General features: G+C 72.0%; 20 protein-coding genes. 14 read left to right on the top strand and 6 right to left on the bottom strand.

Features of this window, described 5'->3' with window-relative positions; all coding sequences use genetic code 11:
* The first annotated feature begins 79 nt into the window (after window positions 1–79).
* Both HNQ79_RS08885 and manB read left to right on the top strand, forming a co-directional pair.
* A complete protein-coding gene (locus HNQ79_RS08885) occupies window positions 80–1,318 on the top strand; it encodes a peptidoglycan recognition protein family protein (protein WP_185028850.1) in 1,239 nt (412 codons plus the stop codon).
* 111 nt (window positions 1,319–1,429) lie between these two features.
* Window positions 1,430–2,512 carry a mannose-1-phosphate guanylyltransferase gene (manB, locus tag HNQ79_RS08880; protein ID WP_185028848.1) on the top strand — a complete coding sequence of 361 codons (1,083 nt, stop codon included), beginning with the start codon at window positions 1,430–1,432 and terminating at the stop codon, window positions 2,510–2,512.
* A gap of 102 nt (window positions 2,513–2,614) precedes the next feature.
* Here manB and HNQ79_RS08875 read toward each other — a convergent pair whose 3' ends face one another.
* The 4 genes from HNQ79_RS08875 to HNQ79_RS08860 all read right to left on the bottom strand — a co-directional run bounded on the left by HNQ79_RS08875 (window position 2,615) and on the right by HNQ79_RS08860 (window position 6,758).
* Window positions 2,615–3,511: a DNA-3-methyladenine glycosylase family protein gene (locus tag HNQ79_RS08875; protein WP_185028846.1), complete on the bottom strand. Its 897-nt coding sequence runs from the start codon at window positions 3,509–3,511 to the stop codon at window positions 2,615–2,617.
* A gap of 397 nt (window positions 3,512–3,908) precedes the next feature.
* Window positions 3,909–5,267 (bottom strand): coenzyme F420-0:L-glutamate ligase, encoded by a 1,359-nt coding sequence (locus HNQ79_RS08870; protein WP_229923560.1) that lies wholly within the window; start codon window positions 5,265–5,267, stop codon window positions 3,909–3,911.
* A gap of 5 nt (window positions 5,268–5,272) precedes the next feature.
* Entirely contained in the window at window positions 5,273–6,229 is a 957-nt protein-coding gene (cofD, locus tag HNQ79_RS08865) for a 2-phospho-L-lactate transferase (RefSeq protein WP_185028844.1), read from the bottom strand.
* Between the two features lie 13 nt (window positions 6,230–6,242).
* Window positions 6,243–6,758, bottom strand: a complete 516-nt coding sequence (locus HNQ79_RS08860) for a cysteine dioxygenase (protein ID WP_185028842.1) — start codon at window positions 6,756–6,758, stop codon at window positions 6,243–6,245.
* A 713-nt stretch (window positions 6,759–7,471) separates the two neighbouring features.
* Between HNQ79_RS08860 and HNQ79_RS08855 the strand changes: the two genes are divergently transcribed.
* The 3 genes from HNQ79_RS08855 to HNQ79_RS08845 all read left to right on the top strand — a co-directional run bounded on the left by HNQ79_RS08855 (window position 7,472) and on the right by HNQ79_RS08845 (window position 13,158).
* Window positions 7,472–7,735: a WhiB family transcriptional regulator gene (locus tag HNQ79_RS08855; RefSeq protein ID WP_185028840.1), complete on the top strand. Its 264-nt coding sequence runs from the start codon at window positions 7,472–7,474 to the stop codon at window positions 7,733–7,735.
* Between the two features lie 270 nt (window positions 7,736–8,005).
* Entirely contained in the window at window positions 8,006–11,662 is a 3,657-nt protein-coding gene (locus tag HNQ79_RS08850; RefSeq protein WP_185028838.1) for a glycosyltransferase family 2 protein, read from the top strand.
* Entirely contained in the window at window positions 11,659–13,158 is a 1,500-nt protein-coding gene (locus tag HNQ79_RS08845) for a DUF5719 family protein (protein ID WP_185028837.1), read from the top strand. Before HNQ79_RS08850 ends, HNQ79_RS08845 begins: the two co-directional genes overlap by 4 nt.
* Before the next feature lie 228 nt (window positions 13,159–13,386).
* Here HNQ79_RS08845 and HNQ79_RS08840 read toward each other — a convergent pair whose 3' ends face one another.
* A complete protein-coding gene (locus HNQ79_RS08840) occupies window positions 13,387–13,896 on the bottom strand; it encodes a metallopeptidase family protein (RefSeq protein ID WP_185029530.1) in 510 nt (169 codons plus the stop codon).
* Window positions 13,897–14,172: 276 nt separating this feature from the next.
* Between HNQ79_RS08840 and HNQ79_RS08835 the strand changes: the two genes are divergently transcribed.
* The 8 genes from HNQ79_RS08835 to HNQ79_RS08800 all read left to right on the top strand — a co-directional run bounded on the left by HNQ79_RS08835 (window position 14,173) and on the right by HNQ79_RS08800 (window position 23,222).
* Complete coding sequence (locus HNQ79_RS08835; RefSeq protein WP_185028835.1) at window positions 14,173–14,598, top strand: DUF3499 domain-containing protein; 426 nt, start codon at window positions 14,173–14,175, stop codon at window positions 14,596–14,598.
* Window positions 14,599–14,709: 111 nt separating this feature from the next.
* A complete protein-coding gene (locus tag HNQ79_RS08830) occupies window positions 14,710–16,074 on the top strand; it encodes a phosphomannomutase/phosphoglucomutase (protein WP_185028833.1) in 1,365 nt (454 codons plus the stop codon).
* Window positions 16,075–16,586: 512 nt separating this feature from the next.
* On the top strand, window positions 16,587–16,769 hold the full coding sequence (locus HNQ79_RS08825; protein WP_185028831.1) for a Trm112 family protein: 183 nt from the start codon (window positions 16,587–16,589) through the stop codon (window positions 16,767–16,769).
* 190 nt (window positions 16,770–16,959) lie between these two features.
* On the top strand, window positions 16,960–18,102 hold the full coding sequence (locus HNQ79_RS08820; protein ID WP_185028829.1) for an SIS domain-containing protein: 1,143 nt from the start codon (window positions 16,960–16,962) through the stop codon (window positions 18,100–18,102).
* Between the two features lie 64 nt (window positions 18,103–18,166).
* The gene (gene manA / locus HNQ79_RS08815) at window positions 18,167–19,390 is read left to right on the top strand and encodes a mannose-6-phosphate isomerase, class I (protein WP_185028827.1); all 1,224 of its coding nucleotides are present in this window, start codon (window positions 18,167–18,169) and stop codon (window positions 19,388–19,390) included.
* 129 nt (window positions 19,391–19,519) lie between these two features.
* The gene (locus HNQ79_RS08810; RefSeq protein WP_185028825.1) at window positions 19,520–20,485 is read left to right on the top strand and encodes a cation diffusion facilitator family transporter; all 966 of its coding nucleotides are present in this window, start codon (window positions 19,520–19,522) and stop codon (window positions 20,483–20,485) included.
* 498 nt (window positions 20,486–20,983) lie between these two features.
* Window positions 20,984–22,441: an adenosylhomocysteinase gene (gene ahcY / locus HNQ79_RS08805; RefSeq protein ID WP_185028823.1), complete on the top strand. Its 1,458-nt coding sequence runs from the start codon at window positions 20,984–20,986 to the stop codon at window positions 22,439–22,441.
* A 142-nt stretch (window positions 22,442–22,583) separates the two neighbouring features.
* Window positions 22,584–23,222 (top strand): hypothetical protein, encoded by a 639-nt coding sequence (locus tag HNQ79_RS08800; RefSeq protein ID WP_185028821.1) that lies wholly within the window; start codon window positions 22,584–22,586, stop codon window positions 23,220–23,222.
* A gap of 15 nt (window positions 23,223–23,237) precedes the next feature.
* On the opposite strand, the gene HNQ79_RS08795 is transcribed toward HNQ79_RS08800, so the two are convergent.
* Window positions 23,238–24,386, bottom strand: coding sequence for an RDD family protein (locus HNQ79_RS08795; RefSeq protein WP_185028819.1), 1,149 nt, complete (start codon window positions 24,384–24,386; stop codon window positions 23,238–23,240).
* 126 nt (window positions 24,387–24,512) lie between these two features.
* On the opposite strand from HNQ79_RS08795, the gene HNQ79_RS08790 reads away from it, so the two are divergent.
* Window positions 24,513–25,520, top strand: coding sequence for a stage II sporulation protein M (locus HNQ79_RS08790; RefSeq protein ID WP_185028817.1), 1,008 nt, complete (start codon window positions 24,513–24,515; stop codon window positions 25,518–25,520).
* The last annotated feature ends 610 nt before the right edge of the window (window positions 25,521–26,130 follow it).

Below are 26,130 nucleotides of genomic sequence, written 5' to 3'. Positions count from 1 at the left end.
GCCGTGGCCACCCGTCCGGCAGACGTGACGTCAATTCACCGATGGACAGATTTATACCGCTATGCCCACTATCAGCCGTATGCGTGCACTTGTTGCTTCCTCACTCGGCGTCACCTGTGCGGTCCTCGTCTCCCTCCCGTTCGCCCTGCCCGACGACGGCCGGCCGGACCGGTACGCGGACAAGGCGGGCGACGCGCGGGCCGCGGACCTCCCCGGGGCCACCCGCTCGATCCCGCTGGCACCGCTTGGCGGGCACAGTACGAACAGGGCGGCGCGGCCGGCGCCGACGGCGGACCTCGCGGCCCGGGACGTGGAGCCGTTCTCCCTGGTCGGCGCGGTCTGGGACGATCCGCGCGCCGTACTGGAGGGACGGGTCCAGGTGCGTACGAGAGCCGTCGGCGGCCAGTGGTCCGGCTGGCAGGACCTGACGGCCGGTCATGCGGACCACGGCGCCGACCCCTCGGCGAAGGAGGCGCGCACCGGCCGCAACCACGGCTCGACGGACCCGCTGTGGGTCGGCGCCTCGGACGGTGTGCAGGCGCGCGTACGGACGGACGGCGCGCCCCTGCCGCGCGGACTGCGTCTGGACCTGGTCGACCCGGGCGCGGAGCCGCCCCGCCCGCGTGCGGCCGACGTGGACGGGGAGATCCCCGCCCTCGACCTGGCCCGGACAAGGGCGGAAGCGGAAGCGGAGATGGGCGGCGCAGGCCCGCACATCGGGCCGCGCCCGAAGATCATCACGCGCAAGAAGTGGGGCGCCGACGAGCGGCTCAGGGAGAAGGGCTTCGTCTACTCGAAGACGATCAAAGCCGCCTTCGTCCACCACAGCGCGTCCGGGAACGGGTACAGCTGTTCGCAGTCGGCCTCCGTACTGCGCAGTATCTACCGCTACCACGTCAAGAGCAGTGGCTGGCGTGACTTCGGCTACAACTTCGCCGTCGACAAGTGCGGCAACATCTACGAAGGACGTGCGGGGGGTGTGGCCAAGCCGGTTCTCGGGGCGCACACTCTCGGTTTCAACACCAACAGCATGGGCATCGCCGTCCTCGGAACGTACAGCCGCACCACCCCGCCCGCCGCCGCGGTGAACGCCGTCGCCCGGCTCGCCGCCTGGAAGCTCGGACTGCACGGCGCCAACCCCAAGGGCGTCGCTTACCTCACCTCAGGAGGCAGCAACCTCTACAAGAAGGGCAGCAAAGTCCGGCTCAACGTGATCTCGGGCCACCGCGACGGATTCGCCACCGAATGCCCCGGCGGGCGCCTCTACAAGAAGCTCGGGACCGCACGCGCGAAGGCGGCCGACCTCCAGGGGCGCTGACGGGGACGGTTCGCAAGTCTGTGCGGGGCGCCGACCGGGACGGATCGAACAGTCTGCATACACTGGCCGCCCACTATCCGGCCGGCCCCAGCAGGAAGCAGAGACGACAAGGTGACTGAAGCGATCCTCCTGGTCGGGGGCAAGGGAACCCGGCTGCGGCCGCTCACGGTGAACACCCCCAAACCGATGGTCCCCGCGGCGGGCGTGCCCTTCCTGACCCACCAGCTGGCCCGGGCGAAGGCGGCCGGAGTCGAACACATCGTCCTCGCCACCTCGTATCTCGCCGAGGTGTTCGAGCCGCACTTCGGTGACGGATCCTCCCTCGGCCTGCATCTGGAATACGTCACCGAGGACGAGCCGCTCGGCACCGGCGGCGCCATCCGCAACGTCGCCTCCCGTCTCCACTCGGGCCCCGACGCGCCCGTCCTCATCTTCAACGGGGACATCCTCACCGGCCTGGACATCGCGGCCCTCGTCTCCACCCACCGCACCTCCGGCGCCGACGTCTCGCTGCACCTCACCCGGGTCGAGGACCCGCGCGCCTTCGGGCTGGTGCCCACCGACGACACGGGCCGCGTCACCGCCTTTCTCGAAAAGCCGCAGACCCCCGAGGAAATCGTCACCGACCAGATCAACGCGGGCGCGTACGTCTTCCGCCGCTCGGTCATCGACACCATCCCCACCGGTCGCCCGGTCTCCGTCGAACGCGAGACCTTTCCCGACCTGCTCTCCTCCGGCGCGCACCTGCAAGGCATGGTCGACTCCACGTACTGGCTGGACCTGGGCACCCCGCAGGCGTTCGTACGGGGCTCCGCCGACCTCGTCCAGGGCCGTGCGCCCTCGCCCGCCGTCCCCGGCCGCTGCGGGGACCGCCTCGTCATGCCGGGCGCGGCCGTCGCTCCCGACGCCAAACTCACCGGCGGCACGGTCATCGGCACGGACGCGGTGGTCGGCGAGGGGGCCCGGATCGAGGGCAGCACGATCCTGGCGGGCGCGGTCGTCGAGGCGGGTGCGGTGATCACGGACTCCCTGGTCGGCGCGGGAGCCAGGATCGGCGCCCGTACAACGCTGCTGGGCGCCGTCGTCGGCGACGGCGCGAGCGTCGGGCCCGACAACGAACTGAACCCCGGCGTCCGCGTCTGGTGCGACGCGGTGCTCCCGGCGGCCTCGGTCCGCTTCTCCTCGGACCAGTAGCCCGCGTACCGGCTCCGACATACGGGCGAGGTGGTGCGGGGGAGCGGGACGAACCGCGTGGGGCCGCACGTCCCCCCGGTCGCGTGCGCGGGGCTCTCCTCCTCAGAGGTGGGCGATGCGCCGGGGGGCCATGCGCGGGGCCCGGCGGGGCGGGGTGAGGCCGGTGAGCATGATCAGGCGGGCGGCACGGTGCCGCTGACCCGTGTACGGCGCCAGCAGCTCCAGCATGTCCGCGTCGGTGGCGCTTCGGTCGCCGGCCAGCGCGTACCCCACGATCCCCGGCAGGTGCAGGTCGCCCACCGTCAGGGCGTCCGGCGCCCCGTTGCTCCGCTGAAGCGTCTCGGCGGAGGTCCACGGCCCGATGCCGGGCACCAGCTCCAGCCGGGCCTTCGCCCTTTCGTACGGCATCTCCGCGGCCTCCTCCAGCCGGGCGGCGACCCGTACGGCCCGTACGACGGTGTCGGAACGCTTCGCGTCGACGCCCGCCCGGTGCCACTCCCACGACGGGATCAGCGCCCACTGGCGGGCCGACGGCATCACGTACAGGTCCTCGGGCGCGCCGGCCTCCGCCCCCGGCGCGCGTTCGCCGAACCGGCGCACGAGGGTCCGCCAGGACCGGTACGCCTCGATGACGGTCACCTTCTGTTCCAGCACCGACGGAATCAGCGACTCCAGCACCAGCCCGGACCGGCACAGCCGCAACGCGGGATTCCGGTGCGCGGCCTGTGCCACCACTCGGTGATGCGCGACGAACCCGTGCGGCTCGTCCCGTGCGCCCAACAGGTCCGGAACCCGTTCCAGCAGCCACTGCGCCCCGGGGCCCCAGGCCTCCACGGAGCCCGCACCGAACCGCAGGGTGCCCGGCCCGTCGGGCGTACGGCTCGCCCGCCACACGCTTCCGTCCGGCGTCACCCGGAACGTGGGGTCACCGGGGCCCCGCCGCAGCGGTCCCAGCACCAGCCCCAGTTCCGCCCGCCCCACCCAGAATCGCCCAGCCACCCCCAAAGCCTACGACCCCCACGCCGGCCCCCTCTACGCCCCGCCCCCTTGCCCCGGCGGGCCGCCCGCTCCTACGGCCCACCTCCTCGGGCGGCGAGGCCGACCGCCTCTACGCCCCGCCTCCTCGGGCGGCGGGGCCGCCCGCCCCTACGCCCGCCCCTTTGGGCGGCGGGGCCGCCCCGAGGGCGGAACGGGCGGGCAAGGGGGCGGCCCACCGGAGGTGCACCCTCCCGCCGCACGCCCCGCACCGCACGCGCCCCCCCAGCCGGACGTGCACCCTCCCGCCATACGCCCTCGCACCGCACGCGCACCCACCGTTCACGCTCCCACCGGGCGCCCCCGCACCGCGCACCCACCCCCGCGCCACCACCCCCCACGAGCCGCCCGCCCAAGCCCCTCACCGCACCTCGACGAACCCCTCCAGCCCTCTCTCCGCCCTCTCCGCCGGCGCCACCGCCGCCCGCCCGACCGCCACCGCACCCATCGGATCCCACTCCGGCGGAATCCCCAGCACGTCCCGCACCACGTCCCGGCAGAACATCGTCGACGACACCCACGCCGACCCCAGCCGTTCCCCGGCCAGCGCGACGAGGAAGTTCTGCACCCCCGCCCCCATGGCCACCACGAACATCTCCCGTTCGGCCGCGTCCCGCCGCGTGTCCCCGTACGTGTGCGAACCGTCCATCACCAGGCAGGGCACGACCAGGCAGGGGGCGCGCCGCAGCACCTCCCCCCGCCGCACCCGCTTCGCGATCGACTCCTCGGACTTCCCGTCCGCCCGCAGGTCCGCGACCCACGCGTCCCGCATCGCGTCCAGCAGCCGCACCCGCGACGCCTCGCTCTCCAGCAGCACGAAACGCCACGGCGTCGTGTGGTGCGGTGCCGGCGCCGTGAGGGCGGCGGCGACCGCCCGCCGCACCGCCCCGGGATCGACCGGCTCGTCCGTGAACTCGCGCACGGTGCGCCGCTGCGTCACCGCCTCCCGTACCGCCTCCGAGGTCCCCAGCCGGAACATGTCGTCGGCCGCCCCGCGTACCAGCGCGCGGGCGCCCTCACCGTCCGCGTGTGCGTCCACCACGTGCGCCAGGCCCCGCACCACGGCCACCGGCAGTCCGGCGGCCTTGCCCTTGACCAGGTCGCCCGCGGCGGCCAGCTCGTCCGCCGTCGCCACGACCGTCGCGCTCAGCGGATTGCCGTACGCGTCGACGCCGCCCCGCAGGTCGTCGAGCACCCGCACTCCGGCGGCCCCGATCGCCACGTCGGTCAGCCCGCTGCGCCACGGCCGCCCGAAGGTGTCGGTGACGACGACCCCGACCTCGACGTTCAGCGCGTCCCGCACCCCGTCGCGGATCGCCCGTGCGGAGGCGTCCGGGTCCTCGGGCAGCAGCAACACGGTCCCGGCGGGGGTGTTGGAGGCGTCCACCCCGGCGGCGGCCATCACGAGCCCCTGCCGGTTCTCCACGATCCGCAGCGCCCCGCGCCGCGCCACCACCCGTACGGTCTCCGCGTCGATCGCGTCCTCGCGCGAGTCCGCGGCGACGATCCGTCCCTCCGCCTTGCTGACGATCTTGGACGTCACGAGGAGCACGTCCCCGTCGGCCAGGCCCGGCTCCGCGGCCACGATCAGCTTCGCGAGGTCGTCGCCCTCCCGGACCTCGGGCAGTCCGGGGACCGCCCACACCCGGTACCCGGGCGCCCTCTCGGCCGCGACGCCGCCGCTCGGCCCCGCGACGCGGCCGTCCGCGCCCGGCCGCATGCCGCTCACGCCCGCACCTCCGAGGCCAGCTCCAGTGCGGCCCGTGCCATCGCTGTGGTCGCCGCCAGGTCCGTCATCATCAGCGGTACGGCACGGCAGCGGATCCCCGCGTCCTCGACCACCCGCACGGAGCCCGCGTCGACCGTGTCGACGAGCCACCCGTCCAGCAGTCCCGAGCCGTAGTGCTGCGCCACCGCGGCGGCGGTCGAGTCCACGCCGACGGCCGCGAGCACCTTGTCGGCCATGCCCCGCACCGGTGCGTCGCCGACGATGGGGGAGAGGCCGACCACCGGCACCCCCGCGTTCGCGATGGCCTCGCGGATACCGGGGACCGCCAGGATCGTCCCGACGCTCACCACCGGGTTCGACGGGGGGAAGACGATGACGTCGGCCCCGGCGATCGCCTCCAGCACGCCCGGCGCGGGCTTCGCCCGGTCGGCACCGACCGGCACGACCGCGTGCGCTTCCACGGAGGCGCGCAGCTTCACCCAGTACTCCTGGAAGTGCACCGCCTTGCGCTCGCCGTCCACGTCGACCGCCACGTGCGTCTCGACGCGGTCGTCGGACATCGGGATCAGCCGCACGCCCGGTTGCCACCGCTCGCACAGGGCCTCGGTGACGGCGCTCAGCGGGTAGCCGGCGCCGAGCATCTGCGTCCGCACGATGTGCGTCGCGAAGTCGCGGTCGCCGAGTCCGAACCACTCCGGTCCGACCCCGTACGCGGCGAGCTCGGCCTTGACGTGGAAGGTCTCCTCCGCACGCCCCCAGCCCTGCTCCTCGTTGATGCCACCGCCGAGGGTGTACATCACCGTGTCGAGGTCGGGACAGACCTTCAGCCCGAACAGATGAATGTCGTCACCGGTATTGCCGATGACGGTGATGTCCGCCTCCGGTGCCGCCTCTTTGAGGCCGCGAAGAAAACGAGCACCGCCGATACCGCCTGCCAAGACCACAATGCGCATGCCGAGAAGTCTCTCAGGCAGTACTGACATCCTGTCGGGCAGTCATGGCAGCGCCGGTCCGGGCACCGGCGCCGTACATCGGCATCTCGGTCAGCCCCGGGAAATAGACGTGCAGGCTGACGGCCGGCTCCAGCGAGTCGTTGACGACCTCGTGGACGTGACCGGGCACGGACACGTACTGCGCGCCCGTCCCTAGGACCCGGGCTCCCCTGTCGTTGCGCTCGGTGAGTTCGCCCTGAAGGACGGTGAGGACACCGGTCGACGCGCCGTGGTCGTGCGCCCCGCTGCCCTGGCCCGGCACCCAGCTGAGCAGCCAGACCTCGTAGCCGGGCCCGGTCCGCAGCCGGTGGTACCAGCGGGTGGTGGCGTCGTACTCGACGAGCGGGGCCCACTGCGCGCGGTCGGCCGCGACGGCTCGGGCGAGACCGGCGAACCCGGCCACGGTGGAGGGGTGCTCGCGGGCGGGAGCCAGGAGGTGCGTGACCTCAAGGATGTCGCCGGCGATCTGCAGGTCGCTGTCGCTGTTCATAGTGCGGGGGTTCCTCGGCAGTGAGTGCTGGGGTGTCGCAGAACGGGTTCGCAGAGCCTCGCCCCTCGGGGGGGCGACTGCGGGGGAGATGCAGCGCACACGGGATGCGGTGTGCGGCGGATCAGAGCTGGAGCGCGGGTGGCTTCAACAGCTGTGACAGCAACAGTGACAGCGGGCCGGGGCAGCACAGCGGACCGCACGGGTGCGGGTCCGGGTGGGTGCTGCGGTCGCTGGCATGAGAACAAAGGTGACGGGCCCCCTCTCGGCTGTCAACTCGGGGACCGGTTCGGCGGCAATGTTTCACCTCTTCCGGTTACGTCGTCCGGAGAAAGGTTTGTGCAGTCACTGACGAGGAGAAATGGCGCTTCGACCGTGCCCGCGCCCGGGTGGACCCGGGCACCCGGCGCCTTTGCCGTCCCGTGATCCGACTGTGATCCGAGTCGCTTCGCCGGATCGGCCGCAACAAGATCACTCCGAACCGCGTCTTCCTCCGTGACCGGGGTACCCGCACAGAGGTGAGGTCATGTGTCACGGTTTTTGGCGATTTGAACACTTTCTGCATAGCTTTGGTTCCGCAGAGTGAATAACGGGCCCAATAGCAGACCTGAGCTTGACCGCCACGGAGCTACACACTTGTAATTTCACTCGTGTCGTTCGGCCGGTTCCGGTAACGGCAACATCACGGGGAAGCAAAAGACAGACGAGGGGCGCACATGACCGAGCTGTTCCAGCAACTGCTGGTCGACGACGCGGACGAGGAACTCGGCTGGCAGGAGCGCGCATTGTGCGCCCAGACCGATCCCGAGTCCTTCTTTCCCGAGAAGGGTGGTTCCACTCGTGAGGCGAAAAAAGTCTGCCTCTCCTGCGAAGTCCGCTCGGAATGCCTTGAATACGCCCTGTCGAAGGACGAACGCTTCGGGATCTGGGGCGGATTGTCGGAACGTGAACGCCGGAGACTGAAGAAGGCCGCCGTCTGAGCGCGCCGACGGGCAGGTCCGCGCTGCGGCCCCGGTGAGGCACCGGCGCCCCCGCCCAGCAAAACAGCACAAGGTCGTACACAAGAGACGGTCCGCCGCCTGCCCCTTCCCCGCAGGCGGCGGACCGTCCGTATGCACAGCCGTTAGTGTGGGCCGCTGTCCAGCGATCGCACCCGACGCCCCCGCGAGGGCCCGCGCGTGCACCGCAGTCAGCTACACCAGCCTTCCGGGGGGCGACCCCCGGACCCCGGCCGGAGGGCCCGTACGTCGATGTCCGTCAGTCAATCAACGGCCCCGTACGCGGCCGCCGCCACCCCGCCCGAGTTCCCACGGCACGTCGTCACCGCCGTACTCGTCTCCCATGACGGTGCGCGCTGGCTGCCCGACGTACTGCACGGACTGCTCGGCCAGGAACGCCCCGTGCAGAACGCCGTCGCCGCCGACACCGGAAGCGCCGACGACTCCGCCCGCCTCGTCGCCGAGGCACTGGGCGACGAGCGCGTCCTGCACCTCGCCCGCCGCACCGGCTTCGGCACCGCCGTCGACGAGGCCGTCCGCACGGCGGGCGTCCTGACGCCCGAAGACCTCCCGTACCTGAAGAAGCCCAGCGGCTGGGACCCCGTCAGCAGGCAGTGGCGCGACGACGCCTACGACATGCCGGACCTGCCGCACGGCGAGCCCGTGCAGTGGCTGTGGCTGCTGCACGACGACAGCGCCCCGGCCCCCGACGCACTCGCCGAACTGCTCCGGGTCGCCGACTCCGACCAGTACGCCGCGATCGTCGGCCCCAAACTCCGCGGCTGGTACGACAGGAAGCAGCTGCTCGAAGTCGGCGTCTCCATCGCCAACAGCGGCCGCCGCTGGACCGGCCTGGACCGCCGCGAACAGGACCAGGGCCAGCACGACCAGGTCCGCTCCGTGCTCTCCGTCTCCACCGCCGGCATGCTGATCCGCCGCGACGTGTGGGAGCAGCTGGGCGGCTTCGACCGCCGGCTGCCCCTGATGCGCGACGACGTCGACCTCTGCTGGCGCGCGCACGCGGCCGGTCACCACGTGCTGGTCGCCCCCGACGCGGTCCTGCGGCACGCCGAGGCCGCCGCACGCGAGCGCCGCACCGTCGACTGCGCGGGCCGCTCCGTCGCCAACCCGCACCGCGTCGACAAGGCGGGCGCCGTTTACACCATGCTCGCCAACGCCCGGGGCGCGGTCCTGCCGTACGTCCTGCTGCGCCTCCTCGTCGGCACCCTCCTGAGGACGCTGGCCTACCTCGTCGGCAAGGTGCCGGGGCAGGCCGTCGACGAGGTCACCGGACTGCTCGGCGTCCTGCTGCGGCCCGGACGCGTACTGGCCGCCCGCAAGGCACGCGGAAAGGGCGCCGTCGAACCGAGCGAACTGCGGCCGCTGTTCCCGCCGCCGGGCGCCACCCTGCGGGCCACCGTCGAGCAGATCGCCGCATCCTTCGGCGGCAGCACCGAGGCGGACTCCGGAGGCTCCCGGCACGGCGCCGTCGAGAGCGGCCCCGGCGGCGACGACGCGGACTTCCTGGAGGTCGAGCAGTTCGCCCGCGTCAAGAAGGTCGCCCGCAAGCCCGGGCCCGTCCTGTTCGCCCTGCTGCTGCTCGTCGCCCTCGTCGCCTGCCGCGGCCTCTTCGGCGGCGGCTCGCTGGCGGGCGGCGCCCTGCTGCCGTCCCCCGACGCGGCGTCCGAACTGTGGGCCCGCTACGCCCACGCCTGGCACCCCACGGGCATCGGCGGCACCCAGACCGCGCCGCCGTACCTGGCGCTCCTCGCCGCCTTCGCGACCCTGCTGTTCGGCTCGGCGCACGCGGCCCTCACCGTGCTCCTGGTCGGTTCCGTCCCGCTGGCCGGACTGACCGCGTACTTCGTCTCCCGGCCCCTAGTGGAGTCCCGGCTGCTGCGCGCCTGGGCGGCCGTCGCGTACGCCTTCCTGCCCGCCGTCACCGGCGCGCTGGCGGGCGGCCGGATCGGCACCGCGGTCCTGGCGGTGCTGCTGCCGCTGATCGCGCGCTGCGCCGTCTCCGCGAGCGGTGCCCGCAGCACGGACGGCACACGTGCCGGCTGGCGCTCGGTATGGGCGTACGCGCTGCTGCTGAGCATCGCCACGGCGTTCACCCCCATCGTGTGGCCGCTCGCGGTGCTCCTGGGCCTCGGCGTGCTCGTACTGCGCCGCGACGACCTCGTGGCGTACGCACTGCGCTGGGCAGCCGCCGTCGGTACTCCCGTGCTGGTGCTCGCCCCGTGGTCGCTCACGTTGCTGACCGAGCCCGCCTCCCTGCTGCGCGAGGCGGGGCTGCCCTTCGGGGCGGGTTCGGCCACCGCACTGGACCTCCTCGGCATCAGTCCGGGCGGACCGAAGACGGCGGGCGGACTGCTGCTCATCGGTATCGTGCTCGCCGCGCTCGCCGCCCTGCTGCGCGGCGAGCGGCAGTTCGCGATCCGCAGCGCCTGGGTGGTCGCCCTCCTCGGTCTCGTCCTCGCGGTACTGGTCAACCGGGACGGCTGGGCGGGTCCCGCCACCCTCGTCTACGGCCTCGCGCTGATCGCGGCCACCGTGCTCGGAGCGGACGGCGCCCGCGAACGCGTCGCCTCCCAGAGCTTCGGGTGGCGCCAGCCGGTCGCCGTGCTGATCGCCCTCGCGGCGGCCGCAGGACCCGTACTCGCCGCGGCGGGCTGGCTGATCACCGGCGCCGACGGGCCGCTCGGAAGGCGCGACCCGGTGCAGGTGCCCGCGTTCGTGGCGGAGGAGTCCACCACCCGCGACCAGCCCCGCACCCTGGTACTCGGCGGCACCTCCGCCAACCGGGTGTCGTACTCGCTCGTACGCGGCTCCGGCGGACGTCTCGGCGACGCGGAACTGACCGAGGCGGGCGCCGCGACCCCGCAGCTCGACAAGATCGTCTCGAACCTTGTCGCGGGCTCCGGCGCGGACCAGGCGGACCAGCTCGGTGCCTTCGCCGTGCGCTACGTCCTCGTACGGGACGGCGCCGGCGCCCGCCAGATGAGCCGCGTGCTCGACTCCACCCCCGGCCTCGGCCGCCTCAGCCAGCTCGACGGCAGCGCCCTGTGGCGCGTCGACCGCCAGGTCGCCCGCCTCATGATCGTGCCGCCGGGGGAGGGCGCCGAAGCCCAACCCGTCGCCTCCGGGGCCGTCGAGGCGCACACCACCGTCCCGCAGGGCGGCCAGGGCCGCGTGCTGCGCCTCGCGGACGCCGCCGCACCCGGCTGGAGGGCCACGCTCGACGGCCGCGAGCTGACGAAGAAGACCGTCGACGGCTGGGCCCAGGGCTTCGACCTGCCCGCCGGGGGCGGAAAGCTTGTCCTGACATATTCCGCGCCGCTCACCCACACCGTCTGGCTGTGGACCCAGGGCGCGCTCGCCCTCCTCCTGGTGGTGCTCGCACTGCCCGGCCGGCGCCGCGAGATCGACGACGACCTGCCCGAGGAGGCGGCCCCGGACTTCTCTGCCGCCCCCGTCGAGGGCGAGGGCCGCCGGGCGCGCAGACTGCGCGCGGCAGCAGAGGCGGAGACCGCGCACGAGGAACCGGCCGCCCAGGTCGTGGACCCGTACGCCTCGCCCTACCCGGCGCCCGAGGGCGACCAGGACCCCTACGCGGCGGTGCCGCAGCAGGCGTCGTACGGCGAGTGGGACGCCCAGGTCCCCGCGCCCCCGCCCTACGCGCAGGACCCCTACCAGCAGGACGCCGCCCCGCCCGCCCCGTACGGCACCCAGCAGGGCTACCCGGAGGGGCAGCAGTACGACGCCTACGGCTACCCGCAGCAGCAGTACGACCCCTACGCGAGCGGGGGCTACGACCCGCAGCACCCCGCGCAGCAGCAGCCGTACGACCCCTTCGCTGACGACCAGGACAACGGCCGGCAGCGTCCCGACGGGAGCAACCACCGATGAACCGCGCCACCCTCTCCCTGCTGGCCGCCGCCACCGCCCTCGCCGCCGTCACCGGATTCGCCGTTGTCACCGCCCCCGAAGGCAACGGAGGCCCGGACACCGAGGGCGCCCCCGCGGCCGCCGCGGCACGGCAGCCAGTGGAGCGTTCCAGCCTGCTCTGCCCCGCGCCGAGCACGTCCGACCTGGCGGAGACGACGTACTCCGCCTTCACCCCGAAGAGCGACGCCGCGCCCGGCCGCGCCGGCGACGCGAAGCCGGGCAAGGCGGAACTGTTCCCGGCGGGCGGCAAGGCCGCCGGTAAACCGGTCGTCTCGCTGGCGGGGCCCGGGACGCCCGTCACAGCCACCGCGAGCGGTGCGGAGCGCCCCGCCCTCGTCGGCACCGCGGACGGCGCTCTCGCGCCCGGCTGGGCCGCGCAGCAGACGACCAAGGTCGCCGCCGGAACCTCGCGCGGCGTGCTGGGAGTCAGCTGCACCGCGCCGGACACCGCGTTCTGGTTCCCCGGCGCGAGCACCGCCGCCACCCGCCAGGACTACGTCCACCTCACCAACCCGGACGACGCCGCGGCCGTCGCCGACGTCGAGCTGTACGGGCCGCAGGGCGCCCTCAAGTCCGAGACGGGACAGAACATCACCGTGCCGCCGCGCTCCAGCGTCGCGGTGCTCCTGTCCACGCTGTCGGCCACGCGGGTGACGGACGCGACCGTCCACGTCCGCACGCGCGCGGGGCGCGTCGCCGCCGCCGTGCAGGCCGTGGAGGCGAAGGCCGGCAGCGACTGGCTGGCCGCCTCGGCCGACCCGACGGGCAGCGTGGTGCTCCCCGGCATCCCGGCCGACGCCACCTCGGTGCGCCTGGTGGTGTTCGCCACCGGTGAGGACGACGCCGATCTGAAGGTGCGGCTGGCGGGTGCCAACGGTTCGCTCACCCCGGCCGGGGCGGAGACGCTGCACGTGAAGTCGCGGATGACCAGTTCGCTCGACCTGCGCGACGTCACCAAGGGCGAGGCGGGCTCCCTGGTGCTCACGCCCTCGCAGGGCGGGCGCGGGGCCCCCGTGGTGGCCGCGGTGCGGATCGTGCGCGGCACGAAGGACAAGCAGGAGGTGGCGTTCGTCCCGGCGACCGCCCCGATCGGCGCGCGCTCCTCGGTGGCCGACAACAGGGCACAGGGCGGAGTGCTGTCGCTGGTCGCGCCGGGGGCGGCCGGCGAAGTGAAGGTGACCGCATCGGCGGGCAGCGGCGGCGGCGCGCCGGTCGTCAGGACGTACAAGGTCAAGGCCGGTACGACGCAGTCGCTGACGGCACCCGTGCCGACCGGCCTGAAGGGCTCGTACGCGCTGACCGTCGAAACGGTCTCGGGCGGCCCGGTGCACGCGGCGCGGATGCTCCAGTTCCCCGAGGACAACGTCCCGATGTTCACCATCCAGACCCTGCCGGACGACAAGGGAACCGTCGTGGTGCCCCGGGCGCACAGCGACCTGTCGGTCCTGGACGACTGACGGCCGCCCCGGCTCCGTACGCATCCCCGACGCGTACGGAGCCCTGGGCCGTGCACGTCGCCGACGCACACGGGTCACCGGCCCGTGTGCACGGAAGTGATCGCAAAGGCCCGCCCGCGCAAGGGGGGCCTTTGCCGTCGGAAATGGTCGGGAACGGTCGAGTCCGGTCCTGCCGTCCGTCGTGGGTGCCGGACGCGTGGGAGCGTGGGTGCCCCCGCCGGGCGGGGATCAGTCCTGGCCGTAGCGCGGATCGACCGACTCGGGAGCCAGCCCCAGCAGCTCGGCCACCTGCTCGACCACGATCTCGTGCACGAGCATCGCCCGCTCGTCCCGGCTCTTGGTACGGATCTCCACCGGACGCCGGTAGACCACCACGCGTGCCGGGCTGCCCTCGCCCGTGCTGCCCGACGCGATCACCCCGCCGAGTGGAACCGGCTCGTCCGTCCAGTCCTCGGCCCCCTCCGCACTCGGCGCGCGGGGCACGTCGAGCACCAGGAAGTCGACTTCGGAGAGCTGCGGCCAGCGCCGCTCCAGCCGCTCCACGGAGTCCCGTACGAGATCGCCGAACACCTCCGCCCGGCTGACCGAGAGCGGCACCTGGGGCGGCGCCACCGGGCCGCGCATGCCGCGGCCGTGCCGGTCACGCCTGCGCGGCCGGGGGCCGGCGGGGGGCGGTTCGGCGGGCGGGGAGCCGACTGCGTGCGGCCCGGGGGATCGGTGCGGTCCGGAACTGTCCATCACTGACGCAGCGTAGCCCTCCTGCGAGCCCCACGATCAGGTCTCCGGCCGGACGCCGCACCTGTCCTCGATTGATCGTTTCAGCCAAGCAGGGGCTCGAAATCACGCCTGTCAGCGATCACGGACTTTTCGTCAATTGGCGCATACACGGCTTTATGTGACCGAAACGACCGGACCGATCCTTCCGTCCCGTCCGCCTTCCCGCAGGTCAGCGCAGCCGCCCCGGGACCGCTCAGGAGAACACCCCGGGAGCGACACGGTGGGGTGCCGTCGGGGGTGAGTCGTCGCGGCCCGTTCAAGAGTGCGGTACCGTCCAACCTCGTGAGCCCTGTACGTCGCTGTTCGCGCACCGCGTGCGGCCGCCCTGCCGTCGCGACACTGACGTACGTCTACGCGGACTCGACCGCAGTTCTCGGTCCGCTTGCCACCTACGCCGAGCCCCACTGCTACGACCTGTGCGCCGAGCACTCGGACCGGCTGACCGCGCCCCGAGGCTGGGAGGTGGTCCGGCTCTCCGACAGCTCGGCCCCCGCGCGTCCCAGCGGTGACGACCTCGAAGCGCTCGCCAACGCCGTCCGCGAGGCCGCCCGGCCGCACGAACGTCCCGCCGACTCCGACGCCAACAGCGCGCGTACGGCGAACCCGGGCGCACCCTCCGCCACCCGGCGCGGCCACCTGAGGGTCCTCCGGTCGCCCGAGTAGTTTCCCGTACCGCCTTCTCCTCCCGCGAGCTCCGCTCGGACCGCACGGCCCGCAGTACCCCCGCACGGGTAGTTTTGGGCCGACCGAACAGGAATTTCAGGAGGGGTGGCCGTGGCTGCTGATCTGTCACAGATCGTCAAGGCGTACGACGTACGGGGGGTAGTCCCCGACCAGTGGGACGAAACCCTGGCGGAACTGTTCGGAGCCGCTTTCGTACGAGTCACCGACGCGGACGCGATCGCCGTCGGCCACGACATGCGCCCCTCCTCGCCCGGCCTCTCGCGGGCCTTCGCCCGCGGTGCGGCAGCCCTCGGCGCGGACGTCACCGAGATCGGCCTCTGCTCCACGGACCAGCTCTACTACGCGTCCGGCGCGCTGAACCTTCCCGGCGCGATGTTCACCGCCTCGCACAACCCGGCGCAGTACAACGGCATCAAGCTGTGCCGCGCCGGCGCCGCTCCGGTCGGTCAGGACACCGGCCTCGCGGAGATCCGCGCGCTGGTCGAGAAGTGGTCCACAACCGGCGCGCCGGCCCCTGCCGCCTCCCCGGGAACCCTCACCTCCCGCGACACGTTGCAGGACTACGCGGCCCACCTGCTGTCCCTCGTCGACCTCTCCGCGCTCCGCCCGCTGAAGGTCGTCGTCGACGCGGGCAACGGCATGGGCGGCCACACGGTGCCCACCGTCTTCGAGTCCCTGCCGCTCACCCTCGTCCCGATGTACTTCGAGCTCGACGGGACGTTCCCGAACCACGAGGCGAACCCGCTCGACCCGAAGAACATCGTCGACCTCCAGGCCCGCGTCCTCGCCGAGGGCGCCGACCTCGGCCTCGCCTTCGACGGGGACGCCGACCGCTGCTTCGTCGTGGACGAACGCGGCCGGGGCGTGTCCCCCTCCGCCATCACCGCGCTCGTCGCCGCCCGCGAACTCGCCCGCAACGGAGGCCGCGGCACGGTCATCCACAACCTGATCACCTCCTGGTCGGTCCCGGAGGTCGTGCGCGAGCACGGCGGCACCCCCGTACGCACCCGCGTCGGCCACTCGTTCATCAAGGCCGAGATGGCGGCCTCCGGCGCGATCTTCGGCGGCGAGCACTCCGCGCACTACTACTTCAAGGACTTCTGGAACGCGGACACCGGCATGCTGGCCGCCCTGCACGTCCTGGCGGCGCTCGGCGGGCAGGAGGGCCCCCTCTCCGCCCTCGTCTCCTCGTACGACCGCTATGCCGGGTCCGGCGAGATCAACTCCACCGTCACCGACCAGGCCGCCAGCACCGCCGCGGTCTCGGCCTTCTACGCCGACCGCGACGACGTCACCCTCGACCACCTCGACGGCCTGACGGTCACCGCCGCGGACTGGTGGTTCAACCTCCGCGCCTCGAACACCGAACCCCTCCTGCGCCTGAACGTCGAAGCCCGCGACGAACCCACCATGCGCCAGATCCGCGACCAAACCCTCACCCTCCTCCACCCCTGACCCCACCCCCGAGCGAACCCCCTCCCTCTCCCGCCCCAACGCCAGCCCCCCTCCCTCGCCGTGCCCGCCCGCTCTCCATAGCCCTCTTGGGCGGCGCGGCCACCCCCTCCCGGCCCCGACCCCTTCGGCGGCGGGGCCGCCCACCCCCGGTAGCTCCCTTGGGCGGCGGGACACCCCTACGCCAGCCTCCTCGGGCGGCGGGCCGCCCCGCGGGGCGGAGCGGGCGGGCAAGGGGCGGCCCTCAGCGGGCGCCGTCCCTTGCCCTACGTCCCCACCCCCCCCGTACGCCCCACCCCGCACCCCCCCCCCACCCCGCGCCCCCTCACCCCGACCCCACCCCAGTGCGACCCCACCCCGGAACCCGCACCCCCAACCCCCTCCCCCCACCCCACCCCGGCGGTACGCTGACCTCGCCCAACCCGTACACGCACCACGCACCTGAACGCCGCGCACACCCGTGCACCCGCACCCGCGCACCCCGCACACCGCACGCTCTGAAGGGACCACCCCCCATGCCGCTCGAAGCCGGCCTCCTGGAGATCCTCGCCTGCCCGGCCTGCCACGCCCCGCTCGGCGACGAGACGGCAGCGAACACCCCGGAACTGATCTGCACGAGCAAGGACTGCGGACTGGCCTACCCGGTACGCGACGGCATCCCGGTCCTCCTCGTGGACGAGGCCCGCCGCCCCGCCTGACCCGACCACTGCCAGGCCCAGCCCCATCGATGGATGCCCAGGCCGGGCCACCAGGCCCGGCCCCCCGGGACCAGATCCCGTTCAGGGACCGCGGCCACCGCCCGGAACCCGCCCCCGGCCACCAGCGCCGGGCCCCCTCCTGGCGTCCCGCAAGTCCCAATCCGTGCAAGGCGATCGGAGGCTTCACCCCATGCTCGACGAGTCGCTGCTCGATGCCCCGGAAGCTCTGGCCCGAGCCGACCACCGCGGGCTTCTCCGCGGCGCGGCCGAGGCCGGAGCCCGGGTACGCACCGCCGCCCGGCACGCCACCGAGGCCGGCCTCGCCGAACTCAAGCCGGAGGGCCGCCCCCGCGCCGTACTGATCGCGGGACCCGGCATCGCCGCCGTGGGGGTGAGCGACCTGCTGACCACCCTCGCGGGCGCCGCCTGCCCGGTGGCCCGTCTCAACCCGACCGGCGTCGCCCCCGCCGCGGGCGCCCTGCGCTGGACACTTCCCGGCTGGGCGGGCTCCGTCGACCTCCTGCTGCTCGTCACGACGGACGGCGCCGAGCCCGGCCTCGCCCTCCTCGCCGAACAGGCCTACCGCCGCGGCTGCACGGTCGTCGCGGTCGCCCCGCAACGCTCCCCGCTGAGCGAGTCCGTCAGCGGCGTGCACGGAGTGGTCGTACCCATGGCGGCCGCCCCGTACGAGGAGTACGACAACGGCACCGCCGCGGGCCCCGGCGCCCTCTGGGCGCTGCTCACCCCGCTCCTGGTCCTGCTCGACCGCGTCGGTCTCCTCTCCGCGCCCCCCGAGACCCTCCAGCTCGTCGCCGACCGCCTCGACCACACCGCCGAGCGCTGCGGCCCGGCCGTCGCCACGTACAGCAACCCGGCCAAGACGCTCGCCACCGAGCTGGCCGACTCGCTCCCGCTGGTCTGGACGGAAGGCACCGTCGCGAGCCCGGTCGGCCGCCGGTTCGCCGCCGTCCTGGCCGAGCTGGCGGGCCGCCCGGCCCTCGCCGCCGAACTGCCCGAAGCGCTGCCCGCCCACGGCATGCTGCTCACCGGCACGTACGCGGCCGGAGCCGACCCGGAGGACTTCTTCCGGGACCGCGTGGAGGACCCCCAGGCACTGCGTGCCCGCGTGGTGCTGCTGCGCGACCGCCTCACCGGCGGCCTCACCGCGGCTCCCGCCGCCCGCGAGCTCGCCCTCGGCCACGACACGGCGCTCAGCGAACTCGAACCCGGCGAGGGCGGCGAGCTGGAAAGCCTCGCCGAGCTTCTCGCCGTCACAGACTTCGCGACCGCCTACCTCTCCCTCGCCGCATCCGCACCTCCGCCCGCCGGCTGACACTTCCCGGCGGACGCCCGCCGGATCGTCTCCGACTCACGGCCCCGGACCGGAAAGAGCCACCATGGACCGCCTCGACAACACCGTGCGCCCCTATGCCTGGGGTTCCGTCACCGCCATCCCGGAACTCCTCGGCACCGAGCCCACCGGCGAACCGCAGGCCGAACTGTGGATGGGCGCCCATCCCGGCGCGCCCTCCCGCCTCACCCGCGCACGAACCGGGGAAGCGGCCCAGGACGGGACAGCACAGTCGTACGCCCTGTCCGACGTCATCGCCGCCGCACCCGAGACCGAGCTGGGCCCGGCGGCGGTGAGGAAATTCGGCCCGCGACTGCCGTTCCTCCTCAAGGTGCTCGCCGCCGGAGCACCGCTCTCGCTCCAGGTCCACCCGAACCTCGCCCAGGCGCAGGAGGGGTACGCCGACGAGGAACGCCGCCGGGTCCCGGTCGACGCCCCGCACCGCAACTACAAGGACGCCAACCACAAACCCGAACTGATCTGTGCGCTCACCCGGTTCAACGGACTGTGCGGATTCCGAGTTCCCGCCGAATCGGCCGAAATCCTCGAATCCCTCGGCGTCGACTCCCTCAAGCCGTACGCGGACCTGCTGCGTGCCCGCCCCGAGGAAGCCGCCCTCCGCGAAGTCCTCACCGCGGTCCTGGCCGCCGACCGCACCGAGATCGCCGCCACGGTCACGGAGGCTGCCGCCGCGGCCGGACGCCTGGCCGCCCACCCCGGCACTCCGCCCCGCGAAGCAGCCGCTCACGCGATGACCGTGTCCCTCGCCCACCACTATCCGGGCGACCCGGGCGTCCTCGCCGCGATGCTCCTCAACCACGTGGAACTCCAGCCCGGTGAGGCCCTGTTCCTCGGTGCCGGCGTCCCGCACGCCTACCTGGACGGCCTCGGCGTCGAGATCATGGCGAACTCGGACAACGTCCTGCGCTGCGGCCTCACGCCCAAGCACGTCGACGTCCCCGAACTCCTGCGCGTCGTACGCTTCGAGGCGACCGACCCCGGCATCCTCCGCCCCGAAGCCGCCCCCGACGGTGAAGAGCTGTACGTCACCCCGACCGACGAGTTCCGGCTCTCCCGGTACGTCCTGCCCCGGGACGCCGCTCCGGTACGTCTTCCGGCCGGCGCCCCGCAGATCCTGCTCTGCACCGCGGGCACACCCCGGGCCGGTGAACTCCCCCTCACCCCCGGCCAGTCCGTGTTCGTACCGGCGAGCGAAAATACCGAACTGTCCGGGCCCGGCACGGTTTTCCGTGCCACCCTGATGGCCTGACGCACCAGCGACCCCACACTCACCACCCGAAGCTGCAACAATGTGCGGCCGCACCTCCCTGTGGCGCTCCGGCCGCAGCATTCAGGGCATCCCCGTCCACCAGGATTTCCAGAAAGGAACCCTGTACCCATGAGCGCGTCAGGCGGCACCAAGGCAATCGTGGCGGCTCTCGTCGCCAACCTCGCGATCGCCGTCGCGAAGTTCGTGGCGTTTCTCTTCAGCGGCTCGTCCTCGATGCTCGCGGAGAGCGTTCACTCCCTCGCCGACTCCGGCAACCAGGGCCTGCTCCTGCTCGGCGGCAAGAAGGCCAAGCGCGAAGCCACCCCGCAGCACCCCTTCGGTTACGGCCGCGAGCGCTACATCTATGCCTTCCTCGTCTCCATCGTGCTCTTCACCGTCGGCGGCATGTTCGCCATCTACGAGGGTTACGAGAAGATCCACGACCCGCACGAGATCGAGGCGTGGTACTGGCCGGTCGGCGTACTCATCTTCGCGATCATCGCTGAGAGCTTCTCCTTCCGCACGGCCATTCAGGAGTCCAACGCGACCCGCGGCCAGCAGTCCTGGAAGGACTTCATCCGCCGCGCGAAGGCCCCCGAACTGCCCGTCGTCCTTCTCGAAGACCTGGGCGCGCTCGTCGGCCTGATCCTCGCGCTCATCGGCGTCAGCCTGGCTCTCATCACCGGCAACGGCGTGTGGGACGGCATCGGCACCCTCTGCATCGGCATTCTGCTGATCATCATCGCGATCGTCCTCGCGGCCGAGACCAAGTCGCTCCTGCTGGGCGAGTCGGCCGGCATCGATGAGGTCGACAGGATCAAGGCCGCCGTCGTCGACGGCGAGACGGTCACCGGACTCATCCACATGCGCACGCTCCACCTCGGCCCCGAGGAACTCCTCGTCGCCGCCAAGATCGCCGTACAGCACGACGACACGGCCGCGGAGATCGCGCAGGCGATCAACGCCGCCGAGGACCGCATCCGCGCCGCCGTACCGATCGCACGGGTCATCTACCTGGAGCCCGACATCTACAGCGAGACCGCGGCCGCCATGGGCCAGGACCCCGGGCACACCCCGGCGGGCCCCGCTCTCTGACGCGCTCCGCCCCGAAGGCCCCCGCCCAACCGGACGGGGGCCTTCCCGCGTACGGCACGTCCTGTACACGGCCGAAAGCACATCGCTACGCGGATGCGGGCGCCCCACAGACGGTGCCCGGAGGCGCTCCACCTCTCGCCCTACGGACGTTTTCCAGCCGCACCCGTAACCTCCGCAGCAGACCTCCGCCGCGTCCGACCAGCGACACCCTTCCCACCACCTGCACGGAAAGTCCTCAAGGTGCCGAAATGCGCCCTGCCGGTCACACGGATTACGGCCAGGATCACACCCCGGACGGGCTGGGGGTCGCTGGGCCGATCGGTGTAGGTTCGTAACCTAGCCAGACGTCGCTGCTGATGGCGGTCGGGCGGTCCGCAGGACCGGCCGAGGGAGAGAGGGCCTCCGACGGACTGCGCTGCGAGTGCTCGGGCATTCGTATGCCCGCCGCCGCAGATCAGCCGTAACCGCCTCGCACCACTTCACGAGGAGCAGCACTTCATGACGACTGTCGCCACCGACCAGGACTTCAAGGTCGCCGATCTCTCCCTCGCCGCGTACGGGCGCAAGGAGATCATCCTCGCCGAGCACGAGATGCCCGGCCTGATGTCGATCCGTCGCGAGTACGCCGCCACCCAGCCGCTCGCCGGCGCGCGGATCACCGGCTCGCTGCACATGACGATCCAGACGGCCGTGCTCATCGAGACCCTCGTCGCGCTCGGTGCCGACGTCCGCTGGGCCTCCTGCAACATCTACTCCACCCAGGACCACGCCGCCGCGGCCATCGCGGTCGGCCCCGACGGCACTCCGGAGAACCCGCAGGGCGTTCCGGTCTTCGCCTGGAAGGGCGAGACGCTGGAGGAGTACTGGTGGTGCACGGAGCAGGCGCTGACCTGGCCGGACACCGCCACCGGCGGCCCGAACATGATCCTGGACGACGGTGGCGACGCCACCCTCCTCGTCCACAAGGGCGTCGAGTTCGAGAAGGCCGGGGCCGCGCCGGACCCGTCGACCGCGGACTCCGAGGAGTACGCGCACATCCTCACGCTCCTCAACCGCACCCTGGGTGAGAGCCCGCAGAAGTGGACCCGGCTCGCCTCGGAGATCCGCGGCGTGACCGAGGAGACCACCACCGGCGTCCACCGCCTGTACGAGATGATGCGCGACGGTCACCTGCTCTTCCCGGCGATCAACGTGAACGATGCCGTGACGAAGTCGAAGTTCGACAACAAGTACGGCTGCCGGCATTCCCTCATCGACGGCATCAACCGCGCCACCGACGTCCTCATCGGTGGCAAGGTCGCCGTCGTCTTCGGCTACGGCGACGTCGGCAAGGGCTGCGCGGAGTCGCTGCGCGGCCAGGGCGCCCGGGTGATCATCACGGAGATCGACCCGATCTGTGCCCTGCAGGCGGCGATGGACGGCTACCAGGTCTCGACGCTGGACGATGTCGTCTCCACCGCGGACATCTTCATCACCACGACGGGCAACAAGGACATCATCATGGCCTCGGACATGGCCAGGATGAAGCACCAGGCCATCGTCGGCAACATCGGTCACTTCGACAACGAGATCGACATGGCCGGTCTCGCCAAGGTCGAGGGCATCGTCAAGGACGAGGTCAAGCCGCAGGTCCACACCTGGACGTTCCCCGACGGCAAGGTCCTGATCGTGCTGTCCGAGGGCCGCCTGCTCAACCTGGGCAACGCGACCGGACACCCCTCCTTCGTGATGTCCAACTCGTTCGCGGACCAGACCCTGGCCCAGATCGAGCTGTTCACCAAGCCGCAGGAGTACCCGACCGACGTCTACGTGCTGCCCAAGCACCTCGACGAAAAGGTCGCCCGCCTCCACCTCGACGCCCTCGGCGTCAAGCTGACGACCCTGCGCCAGGAGCAGGCCGACTACATCGGCGTCCCGGTCGAAGGCCCGTACAAGCCGGACCACTACCGCTACTGAGCCGACCGGCACCACGCCGCTCACCAGCAGTGGACAGCCTCGCCGCAGCACGGCGCCGGCTGTCGGGCAGGCCCCCGGACTCCCGTGCCGGGGGCCTGCCCCGTGCCCGCCCCCGTGCGACCCGCAAGACCCGAAGGACGCCATGCCCCGCGGCCGCTACTCACTGCACGACACCCACGACCACACCCCTCTCGGCGAAGAACACTTCCACTGCGCGCCAGGCCCCTCCGGCTGGCGTTACGTCTCCCAGACCACCACCCCTTCCGGCCGCCACGCCGGCTCCCTCGACCTCGCCCTCGACGAACTCGGCCGCCCCATCCGGCTCCAACTCCACGCCTCCAGCTGGCAGGTACGGGGGGCCGCCCTCGACGGCGTCACCTGGGTCCGTACCGACCCGACCGGCGAGCACGCCACCGAAGGCAATGTCCGCGCCCATGCCTTCACCGGCACCTCCCCGGCATTCCTCATCGCCACCGCCCGCCTGCTGCGCCTCACCCCCGCTTCCCCCGCCGCCCGCGTCCGCCTGGTCGCCTTCACCGACCCCGTCCTGGCACCACGTACGCTCGACCAGTCCTGGGCCTTGGTGAGAAGCGAAGCACACGCCACTGACAACGGCCCCCTGACGGTGGACGAATACCAGGTCGGCGCCCTGGACACCGGTGAACAACACCTGATCCACCTCGCGGGGGACGTCGTGCTCTCCGCACCGGGAATCGAGCTCGAACACCTCGAAAGTCCACCGTCGGTCTTCCCCGCGGCTCCGGACACCGCCGGCGCCTGACCCAACGCCCCGCACCTACGAAGGGGGAGCGAACCCCGTTCTCCGTGGCCTGTCGTCCCCCGTCCCGCCCCGCGAGCCGCCCTCGGGGGCGGTCACCGGAACCTCACTCACCGGTAGCGCGGTCCCAGGGGCGCCCACACGTCCGTCCGCCGAGTCCGGCACGACGAGCGGCGACGCGCTCTCCGCCGCTCCCTGCCCCGCCACCCCACCCGCGCGCTCGCTCACAAAACCCCCTGGCCGCCCCCACACCTCACCCGCGCCCTGCGCCACAGCCTCGCTCGGCCCACGAGTCTGCGTGTCACCCGCGCTCCGCGGTACAGCCTCACCCGGCGCCCGGCCCCACGGCCCTTCCGCCTCGTGAGTCACAGCACTCGGACCCGTAACCCGCGGCCCGACCGCCCCGCCAGGGCCAGCCGCACCCGGGAACGCCCGCCGGGCGTCGCGTAGCTGCCGCTCGTGCACCACCGCCGCCAAGTAGGCGGCCGCAGGCGCCTCCTGAGGCGCCGATACTCCGGTGTACCCGGCGAGGTCCCCTGCCAACCGCTGCGCCATCGCCCCGCCCACCTGAGGGTCCAGCTGTGCCATGCGCGTCAGGTACTGCCGTACGGCCAGCCACAACCCATCCGGCACGCGCGACAGATCCAGCCCGGCAAAACGACCCACCAACCAAAGCGGCGGAGGCGGCACCGCACCGGCCCGCCCCGCCGACACCCGCTCCCGCACCACGAGCGTCCCCGCGAGAACATCCCCAATCCGGCGTCCTCGCGGGGAAACAAGCGAGGCGATGCAGGCCACAACGCCGAAGGTGCCCAAAATCTCGACGACCCCCACCGCTCCCCGCACCAGCGCATGGCGGAACCGGATCGGTCCACCGTCGTCCCGCACCACCCGCAGTCCGCAGGCCAGCTTCCCCAGGGAACGCCCACGCGTCAGCGTCTCCACCGCGATCGGAGCCCCCACCAGAAACAACAGGAACGAAGCCACCATGACCGCCGCTGTCGCCGCGTCGTCCAGCGAAGCGGTGGCCACCGCCAGCGCCAGCACCAACGCGAGGTAGGCCGTCCACACCACCACCATGTCGATCAGCAATGCCAGCGCCCGAGTAGGCAGGCGTGCCGGGCGCACCCCCAGGACCACCGCGTCGCCCGTCACGAACCGACTCACCGCTGCCCACCTCTCGCAGACCTTCCCCACCCCTGAAATCCTCAGTCTGCCAAGCTGACCCGCAGCGCGCGCAATGCTGTGTTTTCCCGCCGGACCCGGACCCAGTGCCTGGAGCAGCAGCCGACCATGGACCTCGACGTCTTCGTGACCGCCCACCACGCCGAGTGGAACCGCCTCGACCAACTTCTGAGCCGTAGCCGCCGGCTCTCAGGCACCGAGGTCGACGAACTGGTCGCTCTCTACCAGCGCACCGCGACGCATCTCTCGCTGCTCCAGTCCACGACCCCGGACCCCGCGCTGGTCGCCCGCCTCACTCACCTCGTGGCTCGGGCCCGTGCCGTAGTAACCGGCACCCGCCGTGCCTCCTGGCGGGACGCTGCGCGGTTCGTGACCGCGGGCTTTCCGGCCGCGGTCTACCTCTCCCGGCGCTGGTGGATACCCACCGCACTGCTTTCCATCGCGGCGGCAGCGGTGATCGGCTGGTGGATCGCCGTCCACCCCGAAGTCCAGGCGTCCATCGGTGCCCCTGGGGACCTCCGCGAGCTGACCCGGCCCGGCGGCCAGTACGAGTCGTACTACTCCAGCCACCCGGCCGCCTCCTTCGCAGCCCAGGTCTGGACGAACAACGCCCAGGCGGCCGCCATGTGCCTCGCGCTCGGCGCGTTCCTCTGCCTGCCGGTGCTCTGGATCCTCTTCCTCAACATGCTCAATCTGGGCATCGGCGTGGGCCTGATGTCCGCCGCGGGCCGCTTGGACACGTTCCTCGGACTGGTCCTGCCGCACGGGCTTCTGGAACTCACCGCCGTTTTCGTCGCCGCCGGTACGGGACTCCGCCTCGGCTGGACTCTCATTGACCCGGGGCCGCGCACCCGTAGGGCTGCCATGGCCCAAGAAGGCCGAGCCGCCCTGGGTATGGCCATCGGCCTCGCACTGGTCCTCTTCGTGTCGGGCCTGATCGAAGGCTTCGTCACCCCGTCCGGTCTCCACACCTGGGCTCGCGTCACGATCGGCGTTGCAGCGGAACTCGTCTTCCTCTTGTACGTCTACGTACTGGGCGGCCGGGCTGCCCGAGCAGGTGAACGAGGAGATGTCGAACCGGCGGACCGGAACTCCGAGCTCCCCGCAGCCGCTTGACGTGCGTGCAACCTCTCTGACCTGCTAGTCTGCATGGCGCCCCAAAGACCGTTGACATGGTTACAAAGGGGAGGTAGATTCGAACGGTTGCCTTGAGTTGGACAAACTCGATGGCGACCGGTTAGCGTCTCCCTCGTTCTCCAGGATTTACATCCGGTGAGAGCCTTTCGATTCCCTATTCAGAATCATCAGGTCGATTAGCTCGGCCAAAATGTGTCTGATAGAGTCGGAACCGCCGGAAAGGGAAAACGCGAGAGCGGAAAACCTGGAAAGCACCGAGAAAATCGGCACTGGAAACGGTCTGATAGAGTCGGAAACGCAACAACACAAAAGAAACACCGAACGAAAACGTCCGGAGGAAAGCCCGCAGGGGTGAGTACGAAGGAAGCGTCCGTTCCTTGAGAACTCAACAGCGTGCCAAAAGTCAACGCCAAATATGTTGATACCCCGGCCACTTCGGTGGTTGGTGGTTCCTTTGAAGTCCTACCGGCCCATGCGGCAGGTAGGCAAAACACAGCGAGGACGCAGGAACACACCGTCTTATTCCGATGGTGGCTGTTCCGCTCTTCCGATGTGTCTGCCCGATCACGGGTAAACATTCACGGAGAGT

Origin of the sequence: Streptomyces candidus, assembly GCF_014207445.1 — a bacterium.
GTDB classification, from domain to species: Bacteria; Actinomycetota; Actinomycetes; order Streptomycetales; family Streptomycetaceae; genus Streptomyces; species Streptomyces candidus.
This window is presented reverse-complemented; position numbering and strand designations above follow the sequence as displayed.